The organism is Streptomyces sp. NPDC029159 (assembly GCF_055564055.1).
Genome location: NZ_JBVHWT010000001.1, coordinates 564058 through 584851, shown reverse-complemented (window position 1 = coordinate 584851; position 20794 = coordinate 564058). Strand labels below are relative to the sequence as shown.

The window sequence follows — 20794 nt, the reverse complement described above, 5'->3', positions numbered from 1 at the left end:
AGAGGGGAGAGAGGCGCTACCCACTGAACGGGGGTCGGCGGTTCCTCCGTGTGGGTCGCTGGCGGGGGAGGAACCCGGGGGGGGGGGGCTGTGTTCCACGGAAAACACGCCCCCACCCCTTTGTGGTGGAGGGAGTTGGCGCGGGAGGAAGTCAACTCCCCATTGATGGAAGCCCGTTGGTGGACAGGATCTAGGAGAGGGGTAGAGGGGAGGAGGAGTCTTCTCGAAGTGGCCGCAAGAGGGGCGGTTATGTGGTCGGGGCGGGGTTGCGGTGCGGGGGATACGGGGGCGAGCTGCGCGGGTTCCCCGCGGTCGCCGCAGGGGCGCGTTGGTGTGCCGGCGAATCCCGGAGCTTCCCTGCGGGCCTCCCTGTCCCTGCTTCTCCGCGCTTCCTTTCTGCTTTCGGGCTTCTCCACCTCGCATCGCGCTCCCTCGCTCCCCGTGTACCTCTTCCGCGCCCCTCCCCCTTCTCCGTCCTCTGTCCCCGTTCTCCGTAATCCGTTCTCTGCTCCCCCTCTCCTCGGATTCGTTCGCGTTCGCTCAGCGGTCTCGCTCTGCGCGGCCATTTCGTCCCGGCGACGGCCTTTCTCTTCCCGCTTCTCGTTTTGCGCTTCACGTTCGTCCGCCGCTCTGTCGCGGCGAGGTTTTGCGGCTATCGATAAAACGGGGTGATGGACCCGTTTAAAATGGCGGCTGAATCCGCGGTGTGCGGGCTGTGGGCTGGAGGTGGATGCGATGTCTGGCGGGGGCTCGGGAGCCGCGCGGGCGGATGCACGGCGTAACCGTGCGCTGGTGCTTCAGGCGGCCCGATCCGCTTTTGCCGACGGCGGGTTGGCGGTCACGCTGGATGAGATCGCACGGCGTGCAGGGGTGGGTTCGGGCACCGTTCACCGTCATTTCCCGACGAAGGAGAAGCTGTTCGCGGCGGCGGTGACGGACCGTCTCCGGCTCTTCGCCGACACCGCGCGGGACCTGTCGGACGTCACGGAACCAGGTGCGGTGTTCTTCCGGTTCTTCGCCTCCGTGGTCCGGCTGGCCACGGAGAACCGGGCCTTGGGCGAGGCACTGGAGGCGGCGGAGGCGGCCGGACCGGGTGAGGCGGCGGAGGCCGGGCGGGAGTTCGTCGCGGCGTTCGATGTCCTGCTGCGAAGGGCCCAGGAGGCGGGTGCCGTACGGGCGGATGTCGTGATCGGCGACGTACGGACGTTGCTGGTGGGGTGCCTGGCGATGGAGCGGCGACGGGGGGCGGAGGGGGACGTGGCCGGCGTTCCGGGGCGGATGGCAGAACTGGTGTGCGACGCCCTCAGGGCGAGCCGGACCGTAACGAAACTTCCGGTCGGCCCTCGGAGGCGTAACGCTACGGAGTGCGGTGTCTGTGGCGCGCCGGTGGCGGTGGCACGTACGGGGCGGCCGGCGCGGTACTGCGGCGGGGCGTGCCGGCAGAAGGCACACCGCGCGCGGCGGGCGCGGGAGCGGAGCGGCGACGGGGAGTCAGGCCGGTCCCAGGAGGATCGTGGCGGCTCGCGCCGTCAGAGCTGACGCTTGAAACCCAGGTGGGATGCCTCGAAGCCGAGCCGTTCGTAGAAGCGGTGGGCGTCGATGCGGGTCGCGTCCGAGGTGAGCTGGACGAGGTGGCAGCCGAGGTCGCGGGAGTGGTCGATGGCCCACTCGATGAGCCGGGTGCCCAGTCCGCCGCTCCGCTCGTCGGCGTGGACGCGGACGCCCTCGATGATCGACCGGGTGGCGCCGCGCCGGGAGAGTCCGGGGACGACGGTGAGCTGGAGGGTGCCGACGGCGCGGCCGTCGCGATCGGCGACGATCAGGTGCTGATGCGGGTCCGCGGCGAGGATCTCGTACGCGGCGCGGTACGGGGCCAGATCGTCCGGGGACTCGCGGGTGGCGCCCAGCGGGTCGTCGGCGAGCATCGCGACGATGTCCGGGAGATCGGCTTCGGTCGCGCGGCGGATCTCGATATCGCTCATGCGCGCGACCCTACGGGAAGCCGCACGGCGGTGTGGGCCGGATCGCGGAAGGGGCACGCCCGGGAGCGGAGTTGTCCGTTTCCGGGGTGTTGTAGTGGTCCGGTGCTGCCGCCCGTTCGTGAGCGCCACAGGCCCGTACCGGCGTTCCGTGGGTCCGTCGGGGCGAGCCGTTTCGACGACCCGTGCCAAGGGGGCGGGCCTGACGTCGGGGCCCGTCCTCAGCCGATCCCCGATCCGGTCCCTGACACGGTCTCCGGGATCGTCCCGGCATCGCCCCGGAATTCTCCCGGAGATCGCCGCTCCGGAGCCCTCGTCCCTTAGGAGGGCCGGATTCGCGTACCGACGAGTAGGGGTCGTGATGGGGGAGAAGTAGGGGTACGGGGGCCGCCGCAGGGTGGGTGGAGCGCCTAGGCTCCGCGGCATGGGAAAGCTACATCTGTTCGACATGGACGGGACGTTGCTCCACGATTCGGCCGCCGCCGTGGAGATCTCCCGGCTGCTCGGGCTCGACCGGGAGATCGCCGAGCTGGAGCGCGCGTTCGCGGCCGGGGAGCTGGTGCCGTCGGAGTTCGCGCAGCGGGCGTGCGACCTGTGGGCGGAGGGGCTGACGGAGCCGCTGGTGGCGGCCGCGTTCGAGGGGGCGCCGTGGCTGGCCGGTATCCGGGAGGTCTGGGCGGACATCCGGGCGCGTGGCGAGCGGTGCGCCGTGATCTCGCTCTCGCCGGGATTCTTCGTGGAGCGACTGCTGGAGTGGGGCGTCGACGTGGCGCGCGGCTCGCGCTGGCCCGCGGTGCCGATCCGGGAGCGGGTGGATCCGGCGGGCATCCTCACGACGGCCGCGAAGGTCGAGATAGCCGACGAGCTGTGCGCACGGTACGGACTGACCCGCGCGGACTGTGTGGCGTACGGCGACTCGATGTCGGACAGCGCACTGTTCGCGGCGGTGCCGACGTCGGTCGCGGTCAACGCCGATCACCATGTCAGCGACCTCGCGACATGTGCGTACACCGGGCGCGATCTTCGGGAGGCATATGAACTCGTCGCCACCTCTTGGTAATTCGGGATTTCCCGCCGGATTCGTCCGTTGCGCAGGATGAATTTTTCCCTCCGGCGGGAACCGCGGATATCGGATGCGGCGTGTGGAGGGTGCGCGGGTGTGGTGCAGAGATCTGGCACGGAAGGGGACTTGTGGTTTCAACTACTGCCGGTATGGTCGGGGCGGTTCGGCGGCCGGGAGGCGCGAGCGCCTGCCTGACGGGCGCTGAAGCGACGCGATCCGGCGGTGAGGTGACCCACGGTATCCGGACTTCCGTGTATCTGTCCGTTCTGATGGGGCGAGAGATCGAGGCGCGTGGAGGGCGTCTGCCGGCGGTATAGCGGAGATGTGAATTTTGTCCGCCTTGGCGGGCATTGCCGGAATGATGTGGGGCGTTGAAGAATTCCGGGGCAGGCTGGGGGAATTCAGGCACGTTCCGGCCGACGGAAAGTGCGACGACAAGCGAAAGACGTTCGAGGCGAGGCAAACCATGGACGCTCAGACCACCGCGACAGCCGATAACGGCTCTTCCGGAGGCAGCAGTGGCGATTGGGGTTGGTTCACTCCGGCGAAACCGTCGCAGGAGTCCTCCGACGAACACCAGGCGCGTCCGGGCGGCGCGCACGACGCCCGGGAGGACGGCGGCACCGGCCCGGCGCACCCCGGCGGCACCCCCGACGACGGCTCCCACGGCCACGGACACGGCCACGACCGCGGACCCGAGCCGGACGACGGCGGACAGGCGCCTGCCGCGGGGCACGGCCACGCCTCCGGGCTGGACTGGTTCGCCGACCGCCACGACACCGCGTTCGACGGGCCGGAGCCGCGTGTGCCCGAGCAGACGCCCGCGGCCCGCCAGGAGCGCATCCCCGAGCGCCGGCCGACCCCGGTCCGCCCGGTAGGCACCGCCGCCGCCCGCGGCGCCACCCCGGGGCCGGACGCTGCCACCGCGCGGTCTGCCTCCGCCCCCTTCGCGCAGCCCGCGCCGTTCTCCGCCTTCGGCAACCGCCCGGCCGCGCCCTCGACTCCGGACGCCCACTCGACCCCCTCGGCCCCGGACGTCCCCTCGGCCCCGGCCCCGACGGCTCCGGCGAGCCCCGCCCCGGCCGCACCCCCGCCCACCGCGACAAGACCGGCCCCGGCCACCCCGGCACCTGCACCCTCGGCACCGGCCACACCGGCACCTACCCCTCCGGCACCGGCCGACCGCACAACCGCGGCCCCCCACGCATCCGCCGCACCCACCCCGGCGGAGCCCGCGCCCGCGCCCGATGCCGCCGCCGTGCCGCAGGGTTCTCCGGACGCCCTGGGATCCCTCGTCGCCGCCGCTCCGTCCGACGCGCCGGAGTCCGCAGACGCGGCGCTGATCCGGCGCACGCTGACCGAGATCGAGCCGGTCTCCGACAAGGTGACGTCGTACTTCTACGCGATGCTCTTCGTCCAGCACCCCGATCTGCGGGCGCTGTTCCCCGCCGCCATGGACACCCAGCGCGACCGGCTCTTCAAGGCGCTGCTGACCGCCGCCCGGCACATCGACGACAGCGACCGGCTCACCGCGTACCTCTCGCACCTCGGCCGCGGCCACCGCAAGTACGGCACGCTGCCCGACCACTACCCGGCCGTCGGCGAGAGCCTGCTGGGCGCGCTGGCCCGGTACGCGACGCTGAGCTGGGGTCCGGAGGCCGAGGCCGCGTGGGTGCGCGCGTACACCGTGATCTCCCAGATCATGATCGACGCGTCGGCGGAGGACGAAGCGGTCGCGCCCGCCTGGTGGCAGGCCGAGGTGGTCTCCCACGAGCTGCGCACCCCCGACATCGCGGTGGTCACCGTCCGCCCCGACCAGCCGTACCTGTTCCGCGCCGGGCAGTACACCAGCCTGGAAACGCCCTGGTGGCCGCGGGTGTGGCGGCACTACTCCTTCGCCTCGGCACCCCGCTCGGACGGCCTGCTCTCCTTCCACATCAAGGCGGTCCCGGCCGGCTGGGTCTCCAACGCGCTGGTGCACCGCGCCCGCCCCGGCGACGTCCTGCGCCTCGGCGGCCCCGTGGGTTCCATGACCGTCGACCACACCACCCGCAGTGGCCTGCTGTGCGTGGGCGGCGGTACCGGCATCGCGCCCATCAAGGCGCTCATCGAGGACGTCGCCACCCATGGCGTCCGGCGCCGCGTCGAGGTCTTCTACGGCGCCCGCAGCGACCATGACCTCTACGACATGGAGACCATGCTGCGGCTGGAGTCCTCCTACCCGTGGCTGCAGGTGCGTCCGGTCGTCTCCACCGGCCCGGCAGCCGGCCGGCCCAACGGCGTCACCGGTGAACTGCCCGACGCGGTACGGCAGTACGGCCCGTGGCAGGAGTTCGACGCGTATCTGTCCGGCCCGCCCGGAATGATCCGCAGCGGTGTGGCGGCGCTGGTGGGGGCCGGTATCCCGACCGACCGCATCCGGCACGACTCCGTCGACGAGCTGGTCCCGGCGGGGGAGTGAGGTCTTGGCAGCACAGGGTGGACCCGGCGGTTCACGGGAAGGACACGGCATGTACGACGCGCGTCCGGGCAGCGACGGGGAGCACCTCGTCCAGCAGCGGCTGGGAACGACCGAGCGGGCCGACCGTTTCTACAGAGACCAGGTCCTCGACCACCTCAACGGCGCCATGCAGGAGTTCGTGGCCCGGCAGGAGATGTTCTTCCTGGCCACCGCGGACCGGCACGGCGAATGCGACTCGTCGTTCCGGGCCGGGCCGGCCGGCTTCGTCCAGGTGCTCGGCAACCGCCACCTCGCCTACCCCGAATACCGCGGCAACGGCGTCATGGCCTCGGTCGGCAACCTCTCGGAGAACCCCCGCCTGGGACTGCTGATGGTCGACTTCCTCCGGGACCGGATCGGGCTGCACATCAACGGCCGGGCCCGGGTGATCCTCGACGAGGAGATGCGGCAGCAGTACCCCTGGCTGCCCGTCGACCCCGTCCCCGGTCGGCGCGCCCAGTTGTGGGTGGCCGTCGAGGTCGAGGAGGCGTACATCCACTGCGCCAAGCACATACCCCACCTTCAGAAGGTGCCCCGGCAGGAGCGCGGCGTACGCGCCTGGGGCACCGACGACCAGCGGCGCAAGGGCGGCGACTTCTTCGGCGCGGCGGCCGAGGCCCCCGTCCGGCCGCCGTTCCGCCGCCCCGGCCACGACCAGGAGCATCTGCGTGGCGGCCGGCACGAGGACACCCCGGGGCCCCGGCTGCACGGTGAGCCCGACGGCATCGTCGAGGCGCTCAACCAGGGCTTCCAGGGCGAGGTCGAACGGGTCCTGGCCCGCGCCCGCCAGCGGCGTCCCGCCGAGGACCCGGAGTTCCGCGGCTGGTTCGGCTGACCCCGGAACCGGGAGAACGAGGGGCGCGCGGGGCCGACCGTACGCCCCTCGGGGCCGCCGTCCCACCCGTCCGCGTGAGCCCCGCTCGGAACCAGATCACCCCAGGTCAGGGGCGTGCATCGCGCGTACGCCCTCGATGTTGCCGTCCAGGTAGTGCCGCAGCGACAGCGGGACGACCTCGACGGAGGCGATCCCCACCCGGGTGAACGGCACCCGCACGATCTCGTACTCCCCGCACGGCTCCTCGACCTCCGGGCCGTGCCGCCGGGAGAGATCCATGGTGTCCAGCCGGCAGACGAAGAAATGCTGCACCTTCACGCCGTCCACACCGCTGTCGCCGATGTGCTCGACGGTGTCCACGAACACCGGCACCACGTCCTGGACCTTCGCGCCCAACTCCTCGTCCAGCTCCCGGTGGAGCGCGTCGATCACCGTGGCGTCCGTGGGCTCGACACCACCACCGGGAGTGATCCAGTAAGGCGCGCGACCCGGCTTGGTGCGCTTGATCAGGATGAGGTCCGCGCCGTCGAGCAGAATCGCCCGGGCGGTCCGTTTGACGACTGGCCGTACGGTCATAGAGGACAGATGCCGCAGTCACCGGCCACCGAAACCCCACCGGAGCCGCCGGTTCCGCACCCCGTGAGGGATACGCCACCGGCCACCGTCACCGCCGCCACCGGCCACGGCCACCGGACGACGAAGGCCCCGCCCGGTGACGGCGGCACGGGGCCCCGCATCACGCCTCGCGCAGCGCCGTATCCAGCGCCCGGTGGACGTCCGCGATCAGATCGTCCGGGTCCTCGACCCCCACCGACAAACGGATGAAGCCCTCCGGCACCGCGTCGCCGCCCCAGCGGGCCCGGCGCTCGGCGGTCGACCGCACGCTCCCGAAACTCGTCGCATCGTCCACCAGCGTCAGCGCCGCGAGGAACCGCTCGGCGTGCGCCCGGTCCGGCAGCGTGAACGACACCACGGACCCGAACCGCCCCGGCCGCATCTGCGCCACGGCCAACTCGTGCGACGGATCGGACGGCAGACCGGGATGGCGCACCCCGGAGACCTCCGCCCGCCCGCCCAGCGACTCCGCGAGCGCCAGCGCACCCGCCGACTGCTGCCGCACCCGGAGCGCGAGCGTCGCCAGCGAACGGTGCGCCAGCCAGCTCTCCATCGGCCCCGGAATCGCACCGACCGTCTTCCGCCACAGCCGCACCGCGTCCGCGAGCGCCCCTTCACGGGTGGTCACATAGCCGAGCAGTACGTCACCGTGTCCGGTGAGCGCCTTGGTGCCGCTGGCCACCGAGAAGTCGGCGCCCAGCTCCAGCGGACGCTGCCCCAGCGGGGTGGCGAGGGTGTTGTCGACGGCCACCAGCGCGCCCCGCTCGTGCGCCGCGTCCGCCAGCCGCCGGATGTCACACACGTCCAGACCCGGGTTGGACGGCGTCTCCAGCCACAGCAGCCGGGCGCCCTCCAGGACGTCGAGCTGCGCATCGTGCGCCGTCGGCGCGGTACGGACCTCGATCCCGTAACTCTCCAGCCGCGACCGGACCGCGGGCAGCAGCTGATAGCCGTCCGACGGCAGCACCACCGCGTCCCCGGACTTCAGCTGCGAGAAGAGGACCGCGCTGATCGCGGCCATCCCGGACGCGAACGTCACGGTCTGCGCGGGGGCGTGCGGCGATTCGAGTACGCCGATGGCCTCCTCCAGCCGCGTCCACGTCGGATTGGAGTCCCGGCCGTAGGCGTACGGGCCGCCGACGTCGCCGGGCAGATGCAAATGGGCCGCGAACACCGGCCCGGGCAGGGACGGTTCGTGAGCGACGGGCTCGGGGAGCCCGGCGCGGACGGCGCGGGTGCCGTCACCGGTCATGAGTGCTCCTGAGGGGGAGAAGGGGCGCTGTCCCCGGGGAGCGGCGACGGCGGTGCTCCCCCGGTCACGGCATCGGAGACCGCCGCCAGCAGACCCGCGCACGCGGCCTCGACCATCTCCAGACAGCCCGTGAACTCCGCCGGCCCGCCGTAGTACGGATCGGGGACGTCGAGCTCCCCCGGGGCGGGCCCGGCGGGGTCGTAGGAACGCAGCAGCCGGACCTTGGCGGCGTCGTCGGGGCCGGGCGCCATCCGGCGCAGCGCCCGCAGATGACCGCCGTCCAGCGCGATCACCAGGTCGCGGTCGGCGAACCACGAGGCGTCGAAGCGGCGGGCGCGGTGGTCCGCCGGGTAGCCGGCCGCGGTCAGCACGGCGACGGTGCGCGGATCGGCGCCCTCGCCCACGTGCCAGTCGCCGACACCGGCGCTGTCCACCACGACGCGGTCCCCGAGCCCGGCCGCGGCCACCTCGGCCCGGAAGACGGACTCGGCCATCGGCGAACGGCAGATGTTCCCGGTGCAGACGAAGCAGACGCGGAACGGGCGGCGGGGCGTACGGGACACGGCGGTGGTCAGTCCTCGTCGGGCAGCATGATGTGCATGGCCCAGGAGACGATCGACACGATCACGCCGCCGAGCACCGCGGTCCAGAAACCGTCGACGTGGAACGCGAGGTCGAGCGTCCCGGCCAGCCAGGACGTCAGCATCAGCATCAGCGCGTTGACGACCAGCGTGATCAGGCCGAGTGTCAGGATGAACAGCGGGAACGACAGCAACTTCACGATCGGCTTGACGACGAAGTTCACCACTCCGAAGATCAGCGCGACCAGGATCAGGGTCAGCGCCTGATGACCGGTGCTGTTGCCGGTCAGCGAGATGTCCGGCTTCAGCAGGAAGACGGCCACGGCAAGCGCCGCGGCGTTGGCGATCGTCTTGACCAAGAAGTTCTTCATGGTGAGATCGTCGCAGACGAGTCCTGGATGACTGAGGGGTAGGACGTGAAGGCTTTCCGATTGGACGAGCTGGAGGCGGAACGAGCCGCCCACAACGGTGCGTATCTGCAGTTCCTCAAGGAACGCAACATGTCCGTCGGGCTGTACGCGCTCGACGCCGGCGGCACCGACCCCCAGCAGCCGCACCACCAGGACGAGGTGTACCTGGTGGTCAGCGGCCGCGCCGCGATCACCGTCGGTACCGAAACCCAGTCCGTGGCCCGCGGCAGCGTGGTCTACGTCCCCGCCGGGGTCCCCCACAAGTTCCACCACATCAGCGAGGACCTGAGGGTCATGGTGGTGTTCTCTCCCCCGGAAAGCTGAGGGCTGCCACCCGGAACCCGTAAGGGTCGGTTCAGGGATCCTCCAGGGATCCGAACCCCCCACACCACCCCCCGCCACCCCTAGCATCGTGAGTGAAGGGGGACGCAGAGCCCGACCCGCACGGAGCGGCACCACACACTCCGCACCGGCAAGGGCGAAGCGGACCATCTCCGGTCAACGGCAGTTCCGGATACGGCAGTAGCAGTACACACAGCAGCGGTTGACGACGGCAAGGATCCGGCGCGGTACACGGCAGGCCGCGCCGGGCCCGCCGCGGACACAGAAAGCAGGGCAGAGCAGTGGCAGGTAAGGGAATATTCGCGGGGCTTCCGTGGTGGGTGACCTGGGTCGTGGTGCCCGTGGTCCTGCTCGTCGTCTTCGGCGGGCTGATCGCCAGCGCGGTCGGATTCCTGATCGGCCTCCTGTTCAAGGTCCTCATCGCGGTGGCCCTCATCGCGGGCGTCATCTATCTGGTGCGCAGGTTCAGCGGTTCCTCCACGTCCTCGTCCAAGAGCGACTGGTAACCGCACCGCGGCGGTAACCGACACCGCCGTCCCCGCTCGCCACCGACGCCCCGCTCCGTCCCCCTGGAGCGGGGCGCGGGTGTGCCGGGGGGCGGGTGGCAGGGGGCTTGAGGTGGGGGATGAGGGGCGGGGCGGGGAGGCGGGAGGGGGAGGGCCCCCTACAGAGCGTGGCGGATCAACCCCTGCCCCCGCCCCCACCACCTCCCTCGAACACCAGCCCCCACCCACTCCCCACCCCCGAACATCTGCCTCGAACACCGCCCGCGCCCCCTCTCCCCCTCCTCGCACCCCCTCACCCCACCTCTCCCCATATGCCATATTCGGCCAGATCTGAGCGACTGTTCCGCCGTGCTGGTGAGGTACGAAATCCGCAGGTCAAAGCTTTACGAGCTACAAGATGAAACCTCAAGCACCTTGTGGCCAGGGGCTGATGTGTCCGCGCGGGCCCGTCGTGTTCAGGGGCGGTGCCGGGTCGGAGGGGCCGTCAAGGCGTGCGCCAGGTGAGTTAACTCCCAGACCGTTCGGGTTACCACCTGGTTGCACCGCGTTAGAGTTCCGTCGCAGGCGTCTTCCGGATGATGACGTTCCGGAAAATAACGACCGAGGCGAGCACGCGGCCCGGACGTCGACAACGGGGCCCTGGGAGACGCGAGCGGAGCGGGAACGGTCCCGCTGCCGGGGCTCCCGTGCCCCACGGGCGATCGGACTGGGGGTTGACGACGTTGACGGCCGAGAGTGGCGAATCCATTTCTCACCCCACATTGATCGGATCCGTGCAGCGTGCGCTACGGCTCCTCGAAGCGGTCGGGGCACATCCGGAAGGCGCTCCGGCGAAGCAACTCGCCCGCGAGGCCGGTTTACCGCTGCCGACCACATACCACCTGCTGCGCACCCTGACCCACGAGGGCTACCTCCGCCGCTGCAACGGCGTCTTCGTCTTCGGGGCGGCGGCCGATTCCCTCGGCCGGATCGGTGAGCGGCGGCACCGGCGGCAGGAGCTGTCCGATGCGCTGAGCCTGCTCGGTGAGCGGTTGAACGCCGCGGTGTACTTCGCCGTCTACCGCGAGGGGGAGGTGGAGGTGGTCGCCGCCGGCGGCGCGCCGGAGCGGCCTCCGGTGGAGGAGTGGGTCGACTTCCGCTCCACCGCGCATGCCCATGCGCTCGGGCAGTGTCTCCTGGCGCAGCTCGACACGGCCTCACGCAAGGAGCACCTGTCCCGCTATCCGGTGCAGTCCATAACCCCCTTTTCCGTACGATCCAAGGACGACCTGCTGCACCGTTTGGATACGGTGCGTCGCGGTCATGTGGCGTATGAGCAACAGGAATATGTCCTCGGCACGGTTTGCTCGGCGATTCCTGTGCAAGTCGGTTCCGTCGCTGCGGCGTTGGCCGTTTCTCTCCCTGCCGAGGAACTGCACCGATTGCGCTCCGTCACAGCGCGGCTACGGAAAATGGCGGAGGCGACGCTAACGACACTCGCCTTCTCTATCAGTATCTGAAAACTCACTCCTTGTGATCTGCTGGCACGTGACAGACGATGGCGTCAATAGGGCCACGGGGGACTAATCCCGGCCATCCCGATCTAGTGCGGGGCAGTGGTTGATGACCGACACAGTTCAGGCAGAAGTGACCATGAGCTTTCTCGTTTCCGAGGAACTCGCCTTCCGGATCCCGGTGCAGCTGGACTTCGACAGCGCCGATCCGTACGCCGTCCGCCTCACTTTCGACCTACCCGGCGATACGCCGGTGACATGGGCCTTCAGCCGTGAGCTGATGCTCGACGGGCTGAGCAGACCATCCGGTGAGGGCGATGTGCGCATCGAACCTTCCGGAGGAGGACATCTCAGCGATGTCTTCATCAGCCTCCAGGTGGGCTCCGAGCGCGCGCTCTTCCGCGTCAGCGCCCCACCACTGGTGGCCTTCCTCGACCGTACGGACCGCCTGGTGCCACTCGGTGCGGAAGAGGTGTGCGACACCCTGGAGGCGGAGTTGGACCGCATCCTGTCCGAGGCGTCGAAGGCGGGTTGACCCCGCTGTCGCCGGTGGGCAGAGCCACCGCCCGCGCTCGGCCCGGACCGCCCGTCCCCCTGCGGTCCGGGCCGAGTGCCGTTCTCCGGCCCGGTGGCCCTCAGACCTTGCGGCGCCGCCCGCGTCCGCCGCGTCGTGCAGCCGCCCGGCCCCCGGCCGGTGGCACACCCGCGTCCTGGCCGGCCGCTCCGCCCGTCTCTCCTGCGGACCGCCCGCGGTCGGCCGAGACGACCAGAGCGGCCAGCAGCGTCGTCAGCGGCACCGAGGCGACCAGCCCGATGCTGCCGACCAGCGTCCGTACGATCTCCTCGGCCACCACCTCGCTCCCCGCGACGGCACCCACTCCGCTCTGCGCGATCGAGAAGAGCAGCATGAGCGGGAGCGCCGCGCCTGCGTAGGCGAGGACGAGGGTGTTCACCACCGAGGCGATGTGGTCCCGGCCGATCCGCATCGCCGCGCGGTAGAGGGTGCGCCAGGACGCCGACGGGTCGGCCTCCTTCAGCTCCCACACGGCCGCGGTCTGGGTGACCGTCACATCGTCGAGTACGCCCAGCGAGCCGATGATGATGCCCGCCAGCAGCAGGCCCCGGATCTCGATGTCCGGGAAGAGTCCGTGCACCAGCCCCGTGAAGTCGTCGGTGTTGCCGGTCAGCAGTGCCCAGCCGATGAACACCGAGCCGAGCAGCCCGATGAGCAGCAGCGAGGCGAGGGTGCCGAGGACCGCGACCGAGGTTCTGGCGGTCAGCCCGTGGCACATGTAGAGCGCGATCAGCATGATGGCGCTGCCGCCGACCACGGCGACGACCAGCGGGTTGGAGCCCTGAAGGATCGCCGGGAGGATGAACAGCGTCAGCACGCCGAAGCTGGCCACCAGGGCGACCAGGGCCAGTACGCCGCGCAGCCGCCCCACCACGACGACGGCGCCCGCGAAGAGCGCGGCCAGCACCCACATCGGCACCGTCCGGTCGACGTCGCTGATCGAGTACTGCAGCTCCTCCGGTGCCTTGGGGGAGTACGCGACCTGGACCTCCTGGCCGGTGGTGTAGTGGCGCAGCGCGTCCGGGGTGACCACCGTGTCGAAGGTGCGCCCGGCGTTCTCGCCCGTCGTCACCTTCACCGTCGCCACTTCGCAGGGGCCCTTGGCCTTCGCCGGGGCCTGGCCCGGCTGCTCCCCCGGTACCGGCTGCTGTTCGGCGTGGACCTTGGCGCAGTCGACCTCGGCGACCTTGGTGACGCGCGCCGACTCCTGCGGCTGGTCGAAGCCGACGCCGGAGGGTTTGTGGCCGGGTGCGCCGCCCGGCCACAGCACCACCAGACCGACCGCGACGGCGACCGCGAACGGGATCAGCACGGCGGCGATGACCTTCCGCAGATGCCGGGAGACGGGCGCCGCCGGGCCGTGCCCGTGCGAGTGGCCGTGGCCGTGTCCGTGCCCGTGGGCAGGGGCGGCGGAGGTGGGTGAGGACGTGTCGATGCCGGTCACCGCCCGATCATCGCAAGAAGTCCGGGCCCCCTGGCCACGTCGCCGTACCGGCCGCTACCGTGGTGCCACCTTTGCAATCGCGGGAGCTCGGAGCACCGGGCTGAGAGGGCGCTGACGTTCGTCCCGACGACGTTTCACGTGAAACGTCGTGGACGGAAGCCGCTGCGTCGACCGCCGAACCTGTTACCGGGTAATGCCGGCGTAGGGAGTTGGGTCTTCATGGCTCTGCAGGATGCACGCACGCCCGAAAACGGCGAGTCCGGCGCGGACGGCTCCGTCAAGGAGTTCGGCTGGCACAAGGGCTACGTCTCCGGATCGCGCCCGGACCTGCGGGTGCCGGTCCGGCGAGTGCACCTCACCAACGGCAAGGACGTGACGCTGTACGACACGTCAGGTCCGTACACCGATCCCCAGATCGACACCGATGTCCGCCGCGGTCTGGCACCGCTGCGGGAGAACTGGATCATCGCGCGGGGCGACACGGAGGAGTACGCGGGCCGCCCGCCCCGCCCCGAGGACGACGGTCTCAAGCACACGTCACCCCGTGGGGGACTGCGCAATCTTGACGCGGTCTTCCCCGGACGCCCGCGTCAGCCCCGGCGCGGGCGGGGTGGCGCGGCGGTCAGCCAGCTCGCCTACGCGCGGCGCGGCGAGATCACCGCGGAGATGGAGTACGTCGCGGTCCGCGAGGGCGTGGCGCCCGAGTTCGTCCGTGACGAGATCGCGGCGGGCCGTGCAGTGCTGCCGGCGAACGTCAACCACCCGGAGATCGAGCCGATGATCATCGGCAAGAACTTCCTGGTGAAGGTGAACGCCAACATCGGCAATTCCGCGGTCACCTCGTCCATCGAGGAGGAGGTGGAGAAGATGACCTGGGCGACCCGCTGGGGCGCCGACACGGTCATGGACCTCTCCACCGGCCGCAACATCCACACCACCCGCGAGTGGGTGCTGCGCAACTCCCCGGTGCCGATCGGCACCGTCCCGCTCTACCAGGCGCTGGAGAAGGTCGACGGCAAGGCCGAGGAGCTGACCTGGGAGATCTACAAGGACACCGTCATCGAGCAGGCGGAACAGGGCGTCGACTACATGACGGTCCACGCCGGTGTGCTGCTGCGGTACGTGCCGCTGACCGCCCGCCGTAAGACCGGCATCGTCTCCCGCGGCGGTTCGATCATGGCCGCCTGGTGCCTGGCGCATCATCAGGAGTCGTTCCTCTATACGCACTTCGAGGAGTTGTGCGACATTCTCGCGTCGTACGACGTGACGTTCTCGCTCGGTGACGGGCTGCGTCCCGGGTCGATCGCGGACGCCAACGACGAGGCGCAGTTCGCGGAGTTGCGGACGCTCGGCGAGCTGAACAAGGTCGCCAAGGCGCACGGTGTGCAGACGATGATCGAGGGCCCGGGCCATGTCCCGATGCACAAGATCAAGGAGAACGTCGACCTCCAGCAGGAGATCTGCGAGGAGGCGCCGTTCTACACGCTCGGCCCGCTGACCACGGACATCGCGCCCGCCTACGACCACATCACGTCGGGCATCGGCGCCGCGATGATCGCCTGGTGGGGTACGGCGATGCTCTGCTACGTCACGCCCAAGGAGCATCTGGGCCTGCCGGACCGCGACGATGTGAAGACCGGCGTCATCACGTACAAGATCGCGGCCCATGCGGCGGACCTGGCCAAGGGGCACCCCGGTGCCCAGGACTGGGACGACGCGCTGTCGGACGCCCGTTTCGAGTTCCGCTGGGAGGACCAGTTCAATCTGGCCCTCGACCCCGACACCGCGCGGGAGTTCCACGATGCGACGCTGCCCGCGGAACCGGCGAAGACCGCGCACTTCTGCTCCATGTGCGGGCCGAAGTTCTGCTCGATGAAGATCAGCCGGAGCATCACCGAGCAGTTCGGCGGTGAGGACGGCGCCAGCCCCGAGGAGATCGAGGCGGGGATGCTGGAGAAGTCCAAGGAGTTCGCGGCCGCCGGCAACCGCGTCTACCTCCCGCTGGCCGACTGACCGGTCCACCCCTGCCGCACCGGGGCTCCCCTCCACGGGCGGGCCCCGGTGCGCCCCGGCCGACCGGTGATCGTCGCAGGTCAGCCGCGTGCTGCGGCGTCCTGACCGGCCGGGCGCCGCAGTGGCGACGGGTTGAGCCGGGCGAACCCCTCCTGCCGTTCGTACGGGAAGTAGGGGTACGGGGCGGGCCGGGCGCTCGCGCCGTCGAGCCGGGCCATCTGCTCGGGGGCGAGGTTCCAGCCGACCGCGCCGAGGTTCTGCCGCAGCTGTGCCTCGTCGCGGGCGCCGATGATCACCGAGGAGACGGTCGGGCGCTGCAGCAGCCAGTTGAGCGCGATCTGCGGCACGGTCCTGCCGGTCTCCCGGGCGATCTCGTCGAGGACGTCGACCACTCGGTACAGGAGTTCCTCCGCCACGGGCGGGGCCTGGTCCGCGGTGCGGTGCAGGCGGCTGCCGTCCGGGAGCGGTGCGCCCCGGCGGATCTTCCCGGTCAGCCGCCCCCAGCCGAGGGGGCTCCAGACCAGGGCGCCGACGCCCTGGTCCTGGGCGAGGGGCAGCAGCTCCCACTCGTAGTCGCGGCCGATGAGCGAGTAGTGAACCTGGTGGGCGACGGGGCGCGGGTGGCCGTGCCGGTCCGCGGTGGCGAGCGACTTCATCAGCTGCCAGCCGGAGAAGTTGGAGACGCCGGTGTAGCGGATCTTGCCGCTCCGTACGAGCGTGTCGAGAGTGGCGAGGACTTCCTCGACCGGTGTGGTGGCGTCGAAGCCGTGCAGCTGGAAGAGGTCGATGTGGTCGGTGCCGAGGCGGCGCAGCGCATCGTCGACGGCGGTGAGCAGGCGGGAACGTGAGGTGCCCCAGTCGGCCGGTCCGTCGCCCATGGGCAGACCGGCTTTGGTGGAGATCAGGACCTGGTCGCGGCGGCCTTTCACGGCGGCGCCGAGCACTTCCTCCGAGGCACCGGCGGAGTAGACGTCGGCGGTGTCGAACAGGGTGACGCCCGCGTCGAGGCAGATGTCCACGAGGCGGCGCGCCTCCGCCGCGTCGGTGGTGCCCCAGGCACCGAAGAGTTCCCCGCGCCCGCCGAAGGTGCCCGCACCGAAGCTCAGTTGCGGAACCCGCAGCCCCGACGCGCCCAGCTGCCTGTATTCCATGCCGCTTCCCCTCTCTGTGCCGCCCCGGCCGCAGGGACGGGCAGGGCGGGAGACACGGGACGGCCCCACCGAACGCCCCCTAAAGGGATTTCCGTCCCGTTAATATGGGCTCAACGTAGCAGAGTCCACCCACTTAATGGAACAGGAGTCCCGTTATGGCGACCGAGAGTACAGACCCCGGAAGCGTGCGCCCAGGCGGCCGCACCGCGCGCGTACGCGCCGCGGTCCTGCAGGCCGCCGGAGACGCCCTGGCGGAAGGCGGCCTCGCCGGACTGGACCTGGCCGATGTGGCCCGCCGTGCGGAGGTGGGCAGAACGACGGTCTACCGCCGGTGGGGCTCACCGACGCAGCTGGTCGCCGACCTGCTCGCGGACATGGCCGAACAGTCCCTGCCGCGGACGGAGACGGGCACACTCCTCGGCGACCTGCGCGCCAACGCCCAACTGGTACGCCGCACACTCGCCGACCCGCGCCAGGGCGCCCTCTTCAAAGCGGTGATCGCCGCCGCCACCTGCGACGATCAGGCCGCGGCCGCCCTCCACCGCTTCTACCGGATCCGCGTCGCCGAGTGGCAGCCGTGCGTCCAGCAGGCCGTCGAGCGGGGCGAACTCCCCGCGGACACCGACACCGGAGAGGTCGTCCGCGCCGTCTCCGCCCCGCTCTACTACCACCTTCTGACCAGCGACGCACCGCTCGACGAGGCCACCGCCGACCGCGCCGCGGAAGCCGCAGCCGCGGCCGCCCGGGCCGGGGTCTTCGCCAAACCGGCCGACCGGCACCACCGTTGACCACCACCGGCACGGCGGCCGCGCACCGGCTGCCGCCCGACCCGTCGCCGGTCCGCCGCCCACCGCCGGGGGTTGCTACGTTGGCCGTTCCGTTCAGCCGTTGACCAGGGGCGGAACGGCGGCGACGCACAGGGGTGGGACATGAAGTGGGTAGGCGTGGTCTGGTTTCTCCGGCACACCGGGGATTTCGGATTCAGTCACGGCGTGCTGCCCGGCGCGATCGGCACCCTCGCCGTGCTGCTCATCGCCGTACTGGCCGGCTTCGGACTCCACCGCGTCGAACGCGTCCGCCGCATCCGCCACGCGCCGCTCTCCCTCGCCGCGACCCTCTTCTGTGCCGGGGTGATCTGGCTCGCCGTCACCTGACACGCGCCGCGGGCCCCGAAGCGTACGACGCCCGGCCGCTCCCCCGGAGCAGGCCGGGCGGCAACGCTCAGGCAGCGAGCGGCAATTGCGTGACCAGCAGCTTTCCGGCCATGGTGACGCCGCCGTCCATCGCGATGGCCAGCCCGTCGGCGTAGACGTGCGGGCCCTCGACCGCGACCTGCTCGCCGTCGCTGTCCTCCGTACCGACCTCGCCCAGCAGATACGGGATCGGGCTGTGGCCGTGCACGACGCGGGTGCCGCCGTAGGTGTCGAGGAGGCGACGCGCGGCCTCGGCGCCGGAGTCGTCACGGAATGCGAAGCGCTTGGTGAACTTCCGGAAGAGATCCCAGACTTCATCGGCTTCGCTGCGGGTCAGCACGTCGTGGACGGTGTCGTTGACGGCCTCGATCGAATCGCCGTACTCCAGGTACGCGGTGGTGTCGGAGTGCACCAGCAGGTGCCCGTCCTCCTCCATCACGGCGTCCAGCCGGGCCATCCACTGGAGGTGGTGGTCCTCCAGGCGGTCCATGTCGGTCTTCTGCCCGCCGTTGAGCAGCCAGGCGGCCTGGAACGACGCGGTGCCCGCACCCGACTGGACCGGGGTGTCGCCGAACCGCTTCGCGCCCAGCAGCAGCAGCTCGTGGTTGCCCATGAGTGCCTTGCAGTACCCGCCGGCCGCCGCCGCCTCGGCGGACAGCTGCATGACGAGGTCGATGACGCCGATGCCGTCCGGCCCGCGGTCGGTGAAGTCGCCCAGGAACCACAGCCGCGCGTTGCCCGCCGCCCAGCTGCCCTCCGCGTCGATCAGGCCCTCGGCGGTCAGCGCCGCGCGCAGCTCGTCGTAGTAGCCGTGCACATCGCCGACGACGTAGAGGGGACCGGGACCGGCGGCCGCCTCGCCCTCGCTCTCCGGGTCGGGCAGGAGATGCGCGGCGGGCTGATCGACGAGGGTGTCGGTGCGGCCGGCGCCGATGACCGGAAGATCACGGGCGGTTGGCGTGTACCCATCGGGCAGCTCGGTGGGGTGGGACGGGGCGGCGGGTGCGGTAGGCGGCGCGGGGACGCTGTCCTGCGGCGGTCCCGGAGGGGCGCCGTCGAACGGTCCGGGCGGCGGCGAGGACGCCGGAGTGTGTGCCGCCATGGTCCACGCCATGGGTCCCTGACCGGCCCCCTGAGTCATTGACCCCTCCACCATCGCGCCGCCGTGTACCTCTCGGACCTTTGCCTGGTCGACGGCGGTCCGCGGTGTCGTTCGCCCATCATAGGAACGCTGCTCGCGGGTTGTGACGCACCAGGGGGTGGTCAATCCGCCGGAGCCCGGCGTTCCCGGATGTTTTCTCCCGAGATCAACCCGTTTTTTCCGGACACCGAACCCGGGCGTCCGTGCACCGCCGGGGCGTGCGCCCCGCCGATTCCGGGAGCGTACCCGCCGATCGGCCCATGATCACGGCCCACGGCGCACAAGTGCGGCGCCGCCGCGCGGAGGTGCGCCGACCGAGGACACCGTACGACGCCCCGTGGCCGGCGCGCCGCTCGCGGGCCGGGTCAGTCGCCGGCCGGGCCGCGCGGCGGACTGACGGTCGTGCGGGGCGAGCGCCGCTGGGACGACGTCCGCACGATCAGGTCGGTCGGTATCACCTGCTCGACGGGGCCCTCGGTGGCCAGCCCCTCGATGGCGTCGATGAGGATCTGGACGACGGCGGTGCCGATCCGGCGCGGCTTGAGGGAGAGCGTGGTGATCGGCGGCTCGGTCGTGGCGTAGACGGTGGACTCGCTGCAGCACACCAGCAGCAGATCGTCCGGTACGCGCAGACCGTAGCGGCGTGCGGCGGCGAGCAGGTCGGTGCCGTTCGGGTCGAAGAGCCCGTAGACGGCGTCGGGGCGGTCCGGGCGCGCCAGCAGCCGGTCGGCGGCGACGGCGCCCGCGCAGGGGTCGTGCGCCGGGTAGGACTCATAGACCGGGTCCTGGCCGACGCGTTCGCACCACTGCAGGTAGGCGGTGGTGGACAGGCGGGTGTAGGTGTCGGTCGTGGTGCCGGTGAGCAGGCCGATGCGGCGGGCGCCGGCCGCGGCGAGATGGTCGAGGAGGCCGAGGACGGCGGCCTCGTGGTCGTTGTCGACCCACCCGGTCACCGGCAGCGAGCCGCCGGGACGGCCGTCGGAGACGACGGGGAGGCCGTGGCGGACGAGTTCGGTGACGACGGGGTCGCCGTCGGCCGGGTCGATGACGACGGTGCCGTCGAGGGCGACGTTGGACCACACGTCGTGGCGGGACGTCGCGGGGAGGATGACCAGCGCGTATCCGCGGGCCAGGGCGGCGGAGGTGGCGGCTCGCGCCATCTCGGCGAAGTAGGGGAATTCCGTGAAGGTGAAAGGTTCATCCCCGTACGTGGTCACGGTCAGGCCGATCAACCCTGACTTGCCGGTACGGAGCGTGCGGGCGGCGGCGGACGGGCGGTAACCCAGCCGGTCGGCCACTTCGCGGACGTGGCTGCGGGTGGCGTCGGGGAGCCGGCCCTTGCCGTTGAGCGCGTCGGAGACGGTCGTGATCGATACACCGGCCGCGGCGGCCACATCCCGGATGCCTGCCCGCCCCAGCCGGCGACCGGTCGACCGGCTCACCTGGTGGTTCCCTGCTGCTGTCATGGCGAGCCGATAGTAGGGCTCGGAAAGCCCATCGGAGGGGATCACCCGACGCACTGGCGAAGGAACATTTCTGCAAGGTGATATCCCGTCAATTGGCTTGCAATGGAAGGCAGTTAGCGGGGCATTTGATGGTTCGCCGGGCTGGTGGGGGTGTTCGCCTGGCGATGTTCTCAGGTCTCGAAGAGGTCTCAAGTCACCTTCACGGGGGACGCGCGCCAGGGAGCGAGCCACCGGCG

General features: G+C 71.0%; 20 protein-coding genes. 11 read left to right on the top strand and 9 right to left on the bottom strand.

Translation table 11 applies throughout. The features are described from left to right. Nucleotides 1–735 precede the first annotated feature (735 nt). Nucleotides 736–1539 carry a TetR/AcrR family transcriptional regulator gene (locus tag ACZ4U4_RS02645; protein ID WP_467868522.1) on the top strand — a complete coding sequence of 268 codons (804 nt, stop codon included), beginning with the start codon at nucleotides 736–738 and terminating at the stop codon, nucleotides 1537–1539. On the opposite strand, the gene ACZ4U4_RS02640 is transcribed toward ACZ4U4_RS02645, so the two are convergent. After that, the gene (locus ACZ4U4_RS02640) at nucleotides 1530–1982 is read right to left on the bottom strand and encodes a GNAT family N-acetyltransferase (protein ID WP_467868520.1); all 453 of its coding nucleotides are present in this window, start codon (nucleotides 1980–1982) and stop codon (nucleotides 1530–1532) included. The two genes, ACZ4U4_RS02645 and ACZ4U4_RS02640, sit on opposite strands and share 10 nt — an antisense overlap. Nucleotides 1983–2403: 421 nt before the next feature. Between ACZ4U4_RS02640 and ACZ4U4_RS02635 the strand changes: the two genes are divergently transcribed. The 3 genes from ACZ4U4_RS02635 (at nucleotide 2404) to ACZ4U4_RS02625 (ending at nucleotide 6377) form a co-directional block, all read left to right on the top strand. Continuing rightward, complete coding sequence (locus tag ACZ4U4_RS02635) at nucleotides 2404–3039, top strand: HAD family hydrolase (RefSeq protein WP_467868518.1); 636 nt, start codon at nucleotides 2404–2406, stop codon at nucleotides 3037–3039. A 469-nt stretch (nucleotides 3040–3508) separates the two neighbouring features. Next, entirely contained in the window at nucleotides 3509–5503 is a 1995-nt protein-coding gene (locus ACZ4U4_RS02630; RefSeq protein WP_467868516.1) for a globin domain-containing protein, read from the top strand. A 49-nt stretch (nucleotides 5504–5552) separates the two neighbouring features. Beyond that, nucleotides 5553–6377 (top strand): pyridoxamine 5'-phosphate oxidase family protein, encoded by an 825-nt coding sequence (locus ACZ4U4_RS02625; protein WP_467868514.1) that lies wholly within the window; start codon nucleotides 5553–5555, stop codon nucleotides 6375–6377. A 96-nt stretch (nucleotides 6378–6473) separates the two neighbouring features. Here the strand turns inward: ACZ4U4_RS02625 and ACZ4U4_RS02620 are convergent, their stop codons facing one another. The 4 genes from ACZ4U4_RS02620 to ACZ4U4_RS02605 all read right to left on the bottom strand — a co-directional run bounded on the left by ACZ4U4_RS02620 (nucleotide 6474) and on the right by ACZ4U4_RS02605 (nucleotide 9196). Beyond that, nucleotides 6474–6953, bottom strand: coding sequence for an NUDIX domain-containing protein (locus ACZ4U4_RS02620; RefSeq protein WP_467868513.1), 480 nt, complete (start codon nucleotides 6951–6953; stop codon nucleotides 6474–6476). 160 nt (nucleotides 6954–7113) lie between these two features. Further along, complete coding sequence (locus tag ACZ4U4_RS02615) at nucleotides 7114–8244, bottom strand: cystathionine gamma-lyase (protein WP_467868511.1); 1131 nt, start codon at nucleotides 8242–8244, stop codon at nucleotides 7114–7116. Beyond that, entirely contained in the window at nucleotides 8241–8738 is a 498-nt protein-coding gene (locus tag ACZ4U4_RS02610) for a low molecular weight protein-tyrosine-phosphatase (RefSeq protein ID WP_467868930.1), read from the bottom strand. The genes ACZ4U4_RS02615 and ACZ4U4_RS02610 overlap by 4 nt, the downstream gene beginning before the upstream one ends. Before the next feature lie 77 nt (nucleotides 8739–8815). Continuing rightward, the gene (locus ACZ4U4_RS02605; RefSeq protein ID WP_467868509.1) at nucleotides 8816–9196 is read right to left on the bottom strand and encodes a phage holin family protein; all 381 of its coding nucleotides are present in this window, start codon (nucleotides 9194–9196) and stop codon (nucleotides 8816–8818) included. Nucleotides 9197–9241: 45 nt separating this feature from the next. On the opposite strand from ACZ4U4_RS02605, the gene ACZ4U4_RS02600 reads away from it, so the two are divergent. The 4 genes from ACZ4U4_RS02600 (at nucleotide 9242) to ACZ4U4_RS02585 (ending at nucleotide 12111) form a co-directional block, all read left to right on the top strand. Next, a complete protein-coding gene (locus ACZ4U4_RS02600; RefSeq protein WP_467868507.1) occupies nucleotides 9242–9559 on the top strand; it encodes a cupin domain-containing protein in 318 nt (105 codons plus the stop codon). 299 nt (nucleotides 9560–9858) lie between these two features. After that, nucleotides 9859–10083, top strand: coding sequence for a DUF5326 family protein (locus tag ACZ4U4_RS02595; RefSeq protein WP_467868506.1), 225 nt, complete (start codon nucleotides 9859–9861; stop codon nucleotides 10081–10083). A 713-nt stretch (nucleotides 10084–10796) separates the two neighbouring features. Then, complete coding sequence (locus ACZ4U4_RS02590) at nucleotides 10797–11582, top strand: IclR family transcriptional regulator (RefSeq protein WP_467868504.1); 786 nt, start codon at nucleotides 10797–10799, stop codon at nucleotides 11580–11582. A gap of 103 nt (nucleotides 11583–11685) precedes the next feature. Beyond that, complete coding sequence (locus tag ACZ4U4_RS02585; protein WP_467868502.1) at nucleotides 11686–12111, top strand: SsgA family sporulation/cell division regulator; 426 nt, start codon at nucleotides 11686–11688, stop codon at nucleotides 12109–12111. A gap of 100 nt (nucleotides 12112–12211) precedes the next feature. On the opposite strand, the gene ACZ4U4_RS02580 is transcribed toward ACZ4U4_RS02585, so the two are convergent. After that, entirely contained in the window at nucleotides 12212–13594 is a 1383-nt protein-coding gene (locus ACZ4U4_RS02580) for a YibE/F family protein (RefSeq protein WP_467868500.1), read from the bottom strand. Between the two features lie 219 nt (nucleotides 13595–13813). On the opposite strand from ACZ4U4_RS02580, the gene thiC reads away from it, so the two are divergent. Next, complete coding sequence (thiC, locus tag ACZ4U4_RS02575; protein ID WP_467868498.1) at nucleotides 13814–15607, top strand: phosphomethylpyrimidine synthase ThiC; 1794 nt, start codon at nucleotides 13814–13816, stop codon at nucleotides 15605–15607. 80 nt (nucleotides 15608–15687) lie between these two features. On the opposite strand, the gene ACZ4U4_RS02570 is transcribed toward thiC, so the two are convergent. Continuing rightward, nucleotides 15688–16758 (bottom strand): aldo/keto reductase, encoded by a 1071-nt coding sequence (locus ACZ4U4_RS02570; protein ID WP_467868497.1) that lies wholly within the window; start codon nucleotides 16756–16758, stop codon nucleotides 15688–15690. A gap of 155 nt (nucleotides 16759–16913) precedes the next feature. Between ACZ4U4_RS02570 and ACZ4U4_RS02565 the strand changes: the two genes are divergently transcribed. Then, nucleotides 16914–17546, top strand: a complete 633-nt coding sequence (locus ACZ4U4_RS02565; RefSeq protein WP_467868496.1) for a TetR/AcrR family transcriptional regulator — start codon at nucleotides 16914–16916, stop codon at nucleotides 17544–17546. Nucleotides 17547–17687: 141 nt separating this feature from the next. Then, on the top strand, nucleotides 17688–17912 hold the full coding sequence (locus tag ACZ4U4_RS02560; RefSeq protein WP_467868494.1) for a hypothetical protein: 225 nt from the start codon (nucleotides 17688–17690) through the stop codon (nucleotides 17910–17912). 67 nt (nucleotides 17913–17979) lie between these two features. Here the strand turns inward: ACZ4U4_RS02560 and ACZ4U4_RS02555 are convergent, their stop codons facing one another. Together ACZ4U4_RS02555 and ACZ4U4_RS02550 are read right to left on the bottom strand one after the other, a co-directional pair. Further along, a complete protein-coding gene (locus tag ACZ4U4_RS02555; protein WP_467868492.1) occupies nucleotides 17980–19053 on the bottom strand; it encodes a metallophosphoesterase in 1074 nt (357 codons plus the stop codon). A 404-nt stretch (nucleotides 19054–19457) separates the two neighbouring features. Continuing rightward, complete coding sequence (locus ACZ4U4_RS02550; protein WP_037680208.1) at nucleotides 19458–20558, bottom strand: LacI family DNA-binding transcriptional regulator; 1101 nt, start codon at nucleotides 20556–20558, stop codon at nucleotides 19458–19460. Between the last annotated feature and the right edge of the window lie 236 nt (nucleotides 20559–20794).

Coding starts and splice junctions, on each gene's coding strand:
- ACZ4U4_RS02645 (WP_467868522.1), top strand. CDS start 736: ATGTCTGGCGGGGGCTCGGGAGCCGCGCGGGCGGATGCACGGCGTAAC.
- ACZ4U4_RS02640 (WP_467868520.1), bottom strand. CDS start 1,982: ATGAGCGATATCGAGATCCGCCGCGCGACCGAAGCCGATCTCCCGGAC.
- ACZ4U4_RS02635 (WP_467868518.1), top strand. CDS start 2,404: ATGGGAAAGCTACATCTGTTCGACATGGACGGGACGTTGCTCCACGAT.
- ACZ4U4_RS02630 (WP_467868516.1), top strand. CDS start 3,509: ATGGACGCTCAGACCACCGCGACAGCCGATAACGGCTCTTCCGGAGGC.
- ACZ4U4_RS02625 (WP_467868514.1), top strand. CDS start 5,553: ATGTACGACGCGCGTCCGGGCAGCGACGGGGAGCACCTCGTCCAGCAG.
- ACZ4U4_RS02620 (WP_467868513.1), bottom strand. CDS start 6,953: ATGACCGTACGGCCAGTCGTCAAACGGACCGCCCGGGCGATTCTGCTC.
- ACZ4U4_RS02615 (WP_467868511.1), bottom strand. CDS start 8,244: ATGACCGGTGACGGCACCCGCGCCGTCCGCGCCGGGCTCCCCGAGCCC.
- ACZ4U4_RS02610 (WP_467868930.1), bottom strand. CDS start 8,738: ATGGCCGAGTCCGTCTTCCGGGCCGAGGTGGCCGCGGCCGGGCTCGGG.
- ACZ4U4_RS02605 (WP_467868509.1), bottom strand. CDS start 9,196: ATGAAGAACTTCTTGGTCAAGACGATCGCCAACGCCGCGGCGCTTGCC.
- ACZ4U4_RS02585 (WP_467868502.1), top strand. CDS start 11,686: ATGACCGACACAGTTCAGGCAGAAGTGACCATGAGCTTTCTCGTTTCC.
- thiC (WP_467868498.1), top strand. CDS start 13,814: ATGGCTCTGCAGGATGCACGCACGCCCGAAAACGGCGAGTCCGGCGCG.
- ACZ4U4_RS02570 (WP_467868497.1), bottom strand. CDS start 16,758: ATGGAATACAGGCAGCTGGGCGCGTCGGGGCTGCGGGTTCCGCAACTG.
- ACZ4U4_RS02565 (WP_467868496.1), top strand. CDS start 16,914: ATGGCGACCGAGAGTACAGACCCCGGAAGCGTGCGCCCAGGCGGCCGC.
- ACZ4U4_RS02560 (WP_467868494.1), top strand. CDS start 17,688: ATGAAGTGGGTAGGCGTGGTCTGGTTTCTCCGGCACACCGGGGATTTC.
- ACZ4U4_RS02555 (WP_467868492.1), bottom strand. CDS start 19,053: ATGGCGGCACACACTCCGGCGTCCTCGCCGCCGCCCGGACCGTTCGAC.
- ACZ4U4_RS02550 (WP_037680208.1), bottom strand. CDS start 20,558: ATGACAGCAGCAGGGAACCACCAGGTGAGCCGGTCGACCGGTCGCCGG.